This window comes from Candidatus Caldatribacterium sp., assembly GCA_014359405.1.
Classification (GTDB): domain Bacteria; phylum Atribacterota; class Atribacteria; order Atribacterales; family Caldatribacteriaceae; genus Caldatribacterium; species Caldatribacterium oleiphilum.
Genome location: JACIZN010000073.1, coordinates 1 through 5,142 on the forward strand (window position 1 = coordinate 1; position 5,142 = coordinate 5,142).

4 protein-coding genes and 2 pseudogenes (1 of these 6 only partly in view) are annotated in these 5,142 nt (G+C 52.7%); 1 reads left to right on the top strand and 5 read right to left on the bottom strand.

The window, feature by feature from the left end; genetic code table 11:
* The 3 genes from H5U36_06730 to H5U36_06740 all read right to left on the bottom strand — a co-directional run.
* Positions 1–711: ABC transporter ATP-binding protein (locus H5U36_06730; protein MBC7217822.1), on the bottom strand; the 711-nt coding region annotated here is incomplete at its 3' end.
* The gene (locus tag H5U36_06735; protein ID MBC7217823.1) at positions 701–2,431 is read right to left on the bottom strand and encodes an ABC transporter ATP-binding protein; all 1,731 of its coding nucleotides are present in this window, start codon (positions 2,429–2,431) and stop codon (positions 701–703) included. The genes H5U36_06735 and H5U36_06730, both read right to left, overlap by 11 nt.
* Positions 2,428–2,877 carry a MarR family transcriptional regulator gene (locus tag H5U36_06740; GenBank protein ID MBC7217824.1) on the bottom strand — a complete coding sequence of 150 codons (450 nt, stop codon included), beginning with the start codon at positions 2,875–2,877 and terminating at the stop codon, positions 2,428–2,430. Before H5U36_06740 ends, H5U36_06735 begins: the two co-directional genes overlap by 4 nt.
* A 417-nt stretch (positions 2,878–3,294) precedes the next feature.
* Here H5U36_06740 and H5U36_06745 point away from each other — a divergent pair.
* A pseudogene (locus H5U36_06745) lies at positions 3,295–3,750 on the top strand (DUF362 domain-containing protein).
* Positions 3,751–3,800: 50 nt separating this feature from the next.
* On the opposite strand, the gene cas5 reads toward H5U36_06745, so the two are convergent.
* Positions 3,801–4,514 carry a CRISPR-associated protein Cas5 gene (cas5, locus tag H5U36_06750; GenBank protein ID MBC7217825.1) on the bottom strand — a complete coding sequence of 238 codons (714 nt, stop codon included), beginning with the start codon at positions 4,512–4,514 and terminating at the stop codon, positions 3,801–3,803.
* Positions 4,493–5,142: pseudogene (gene cas7i / locus H5U36_06755) on the bottom strand (type I-B CRISPR-associated protein Cas7/Cst2/DevR) (it continues 354 nt past the right edge of the window). The gene cas5 and the pseudogene cas7i overlap by 22 nt, the downstream one beginning before the upstream one ends.

Sequence of the window (5,142 nt, forward strand, 5' to 3'; positions counted from 1 at the left end):
AAGCCCCGTGATATCCTCTTCGATGGTGCTCGTAAGGCTCCCAAGGATGGTCTGCTGGGTAAAGAAGGTTTCTCGGGTCTTCCGGGCTACAAATCGTGTCACAAGAAGACTCAGGGGAACAGTCACTAAGGCGATGCAGGCAAGCTCCCAATGCATGGCGAACATGAACCCCACCGTTCCCCCAAGGGTTACAAGGCTTGCAACGAACTGAGTTGCAGTGGTTGCTAAGGTACTGCTGATATTGTCGATGTCGTTGGTGAGGCGACTCATGATGTCCCCGTGTTCGTGGGTATCGAAAAAGCGCAAAGGAAGGGTATGGAGGAAGGAGAAAGTTTCATTCCGAAGCCTGAGAGCAACGTTCTGGGCCAAGGTAACGGCTAAGCGTTCCTGGAGGAAAGAAAAGAAAGAGGTCGCAAGGTACAAGGCAGCAAGGAGGAGAAGGTATCGGGTTAGGGTTTGGAGATTCTTCGTGAGGATAGCCTCATCGATGGTCTTTCCGATGAGGTAAGGTCCGATGAGAAAGCCAGAAGACGAGGCCGCGACGCAGAGGAAAATGAGGACAATCCGGAGCCTTTCATCTTTCAAGTACTCCCAGAGCCTTCGAAGGGTCTTCCAGAGGTCCTTCGGCTGCTCGGCGGGTACCGGGAAGTGGCCGGGTCTTCTGCGAAAGGGCAGGGGAGGAACTTGTTCTGTCCTTTTCTCATGAGACATGGACTTTTTCCTCCTTTTCGGCCTGCAGGTAGTACATTTCCCGGTAGAGGGGAGAAGTCACGAGGAGCTCTTCGTGTTTCCCTGAGGCGATGAGTCTGCCCTGGTCGAGGACGAGGATGAGGTCAGCTTTTGTGATGGATGGAATCCTCTGAGTTACGATGAACTTCGTGCAGGGGACTTTCCAGCGCATGAGCCCTTCGAGGATACGCCGCTCAGTAGCGGCATCCACAGCACTCGTACAGTTGTCAAGGAGGAGAATGGGGGATTTTTTCAAAAGAGCCCGGGCTATGGTGAGGCGCTGCTTTTGTCCTCCGGAGAGTGTAACGCCCCGCTGGCCTATACGGGTTGCGTAGCCCTCGGGAAGGCTCAGGATGAAGTCATGAATTTGGGCAATTTGCGCTGCTTCGACTACATCCTCAAAGGAAGCATTTTCATTTCCAAAGCGGATGTTCTCCTCTATCGTTCCCGAGAAGAGGAGAGGTTCCTGGAAGACGATGCTCACGGCTTTTCTGAGGACCTCAAGGTCTTTTGCACGGATATCGACCCCATCGATGAGAATGCGTCCGGAGGAGGGATCGTAGAAACGGGGGATAAGGTGAAGAAGTGTCGATTTTCCTGAGCCTGTGGTTCCAACAATTGCCACGGTTTCCCCAGGATGGGCCACAAAGGAGATGCCCTCAAGGGCTGGTTTTTTGCCGTAGGAAAAGGAAACATTTTCGAAGACTACTTCCCCCTTTGCTATTGGGGTCGTGTCAGGAAAAGGAGGATTCTTAATGGTGGTCTCCCTTTCGAGGACTTCGATGACTCTTCTGCTTGATGCGCTTGCCCGGCTCGCAAAGGTCAAAATGTGTGCAATCATCATGAGGGAGAAGAGAATCTGGAAGACGTAGTTCGTCAGAGCCATGATGGATCCGACCTCTGTCTTTCCTGCAATGGCGAGTTTCCCCAGGACGCCAAGAACGGCAACAATGCTGAGGTTCATGACGAGCATGACCAGAGGGAAGAGGGTAACCATGGGAAGAAATGCCCGCACGGTAGCCTCGGCAAGGTCCCTGGAGGCTTCGAAGAAACGCTTCTTTTCTCGAAGCGATTGCGCAAAAGCGCGGATTACCCTGATTCCGGCAAGATTTTCCCGGATAACTGTATTCAGGTGGTCGATTTTTCTCTGAACCTGGGCGAAAAGAGGAACGCCCTTTCTGAAGAGGATGAGGAAAATAGCAATCTCGAGGGCAATAGCAGTAAAAATGAAGGGAGAAAACCGTGGCGCCATGATGACTGCCATAATCGTTCCCCCAAGGAAAAGGAGAGGAGCCCGAACGACGATGCGTAAGGCAGCAAGGATGACATTTTGGAGCGCTGTAACATCGTTTGTGAGGCGGGTGATGAGCGTTCCGGGAGGAAATTGGTCGAGGTCGGCGAAGGAAAAGGAGAGGATTTTCTGGAAAAGGTCTCTGCGGAGGTCTTTGCCGAAGTTCTGGCTCGCGAGGCTCGCAAAAACCGTGCAACCTATCCCACCCACCATACCTACAAGCGCAAGGATAACCATAGAGATTCCGGTTCGGAGGACAAGAGTAATATCTCCCCGGGCAATGCCCCGGTCCACAAGTGTGGCAAGGAGCGCAGGCTGGGCAAGGTCGCAGATGACCTCAACAACCATGAAAAGGGGAGCAAGTATGACGGCTTTCCAGTATGGCCTGAGGTAGGCAAGGAGACGTTTCATGGAGTCTCTTTCTCGACGATTGCTCTCAGGTTTTCCCGCATGCGGATGAAGAATTTCCGAAGGAGGGCTTTTTCTTCTGGTGTGAAGTTGCGGAAACACTCCTTTTCAAGGGTGTCGTGAATAGCTCTGACGTCTCCCTCAAGTGCTCTCCCTCGCTCGGTAAGGTACACCCGGACGACACGGAGGTCTTCGGGGTCGCTTTTCCGCTCCAGAAGACCTGCCTTCTCCATCCTGCGAAGAACCACGGTTACCGTTGCAGGACGAAGACACAGGGCTTCGGCTATTTCCCCCTGAGTCCTCCCGTCCTTCTCCCAGAGGAGCCCGAGCACAAGAGGTTGCCCCCGGTGGAGCCCAATTCGTCCAAGGAGGTGGTGGTACCTGATGAAGTGGTACCGAAGGACCTGGAGGAAGAGCACGTGTAGAGAGTCTTTTTCGCTACCAGTCATGTCCACCACTTATTTCGACATCTAATTTTTACCTAAGGATAGAGAGGAAGAGGATGCATGTCAAGGGCTTCAGGGAGACTACTCCTTTTGCTTCCGGCAACCGATGAGGAAAGAACGGTCACTGCAGGGTCGTGGTTTCGTATATGCTGTGAACGAAACTCTGGTCGATCTACACAAATTCTTAGCCCACCTCTTGACGGGGAAGGGTTTTGCCTTTATAATTCTTCTCGAAAAGTGAATAGAGTACCCCACTAGCACCTCCTTAATAGAAGTCTTTCCCCTCCTTGCACCTAAGGGGAGTCAGAGAAATCTGACTCCCCTTAGGTGTTTGTTGGACCGGGTTTTTCCGGTTGTGGTCTTGGGGGTTGCTACTTTGAAGTTCTTGTGCTTCTGAAGCACGGGAAAGGGGGATGGAGTATGGCCTCGACAGTGTACTTTGTAAGCCTCAGGGCAGAGAATGAGGAGAATTCAGTCCTCCGCCGCCTGAAAAAGTGCGTGCAAAAGCTCCTTGATGGAAAACTCTCTTCAGGTGACCTCGTAGCCGTGAAGCTCCACTTTGGCGAGCGGGGCAACCACGGGTTCATCCGCCCGGTGTTTGTCCGAGTCATCGTGGAGACCATTCGTGAGATGGGAGGAAAGCCCTTTCTGACCGATACGAATACTCTCTACACAGGCTTCCGGCACAATGCGGTGGACCACGTTGAAACGGCGCTCTTCCACGGGTTCGGGTATCCTGCGGTTCCTGCCCCAATCATCATCGCTGATGGGCTTCGAGGTCGAAGCAGCGAGTGGGTGGAAGTGAATCTCAAGCATTTTGAAAAAGTATCCATTGCCTCAGGCATATTAGAGGCCGATTTCCTCTTTGTGGTCACCCAAACGTAGAACGCTCCACAGATGGTCTATGAGTGGAACGTCTGGCTTGGCTAAGAGTTCATCCATGCGAAGTTCCTCCCCAGACATTGTAAAGCGGGTATTCGAGGCTCTTCTATTTCCAGCTCCACCCCCAGAGGAAGAAAGCTCAATGTTGCCGGGCCTTGGGGATGGCGTATCCTTTTAGCGTCCACGACAAAGCTCAAAGGCAAGGTTTCTACTACTGGAGGTTCAAAGTGAATGCCCGGCTGCAGCACAGGGCGGATACGCATCTGCCGAACGTCACCTGGGATTACCGTTCCCCGAAAACGCGGTTTGCCTTCGGAAGCCGTATCCACGGCAATCTCCTCTATTAAGAGCAGCTCGTCTTCTCTGCCCAATGAAAGTGGATAGACGGGATCACGAAAGGCTTGCTCCAGTCGCTGAAGAAAAGCTTCATCGCCGCCATAAAGCAGCGTGTAACGCACAAAAAACAGGAGCTCCCGCATATAGGGCGAGCGTTCCATCTTATTGCCCTTAATTTTAAGCAAAGTCCACATGTCGCGAGTACGCCCGGGCTCAACATCCATCCAGACAGCAACCTTTGCCTTCCGGAAAGGGCTATCTTGCGCCCATAGCTCCCGATCCGAAAGCCCCAGCGCTGCGCCGGCGATACCTACCAGCGTCGTCGGAGGCGGCATCGGTAGCGTCCGCTGGTAGTTGTGGTCCAGCGGACGCCGAAATGATGCTACTGGTGCTCGTACTATTACGCGGAGGACTCTTTCCATAGCCCAGCCACATCCTCTTTGGCTTTTGCGATGGCTTCGTGGACAGTTAGCACTCCACCATAGTCTTTTAAGGCTTCTCGGATTTCTTCTTCATTGCCGAAAATGCCTGGCTCCAGACCAAAGAGTGTATGCTCGCGATAGCCGGTAAATTTATTAAGGGCATTTTCTAGTGGCTCCAACTCCAACCTGTATTTGTTGCCTTCATATTGCGCCACGAGCGCTTCCAGAAATACTGGATGCTTGACTTTGAGCCGACTGTAGGCAATAAATTTTGGCGAAAGATCCGCTAGCATCCGTGCCGTGCGCCCACCACCCCAAAGGAGGTTCAGGGCTTCAAAGAGCGTCTCCAAGCGCAATTTCTTTTGTGGCGCTTTAAGTTCGGCGACGAAGCCGCGGAAAGGAGCAGGTAGGTTCCGAATGGATACAAAAGAAATTTCAGATAGCTCTTGTGCCATTTTCTGATCAGACTTTTTCTCTTCCTCGTCACGTTTCTTGGGGTCTTCTTGCTTGCTCGGGAGTATGAGCTCGTAACGGCTTCTCCATACCCCCACCCGATCCAATTCCACGAGCACCGTTCCCTTGAAAAGGTTGGCGTAGAGCTCGGTTTCAAACATGTTGCCACCGGCGG

What these genes read in the sequence shown, in the direction of transcription:
- cas5 (MBC7217825.1), bottom strand. Translation starts at nt 4,514, where the DNA reads ATGGAAAGAGTCCTCCGCGTAATAGTACGAGCACCAGTAGCATCATTT.
- H5U36_06735 (MBC7217823.1), bottom strand. Translation starts at nt 2,431, where the DNA reads ATGAAACGTCTCCTTGCCTACCTCAGGCCATACTGGAAAGCCGTCATA.
- H5U36_06740 (MBC7217824.1), bottom strand. Translation starts at nt 2,877, where the DNA reads ATGACTGGTAGCGAAAAAGACTCTCTACACGTGCTCTTCCTCCAGGTC.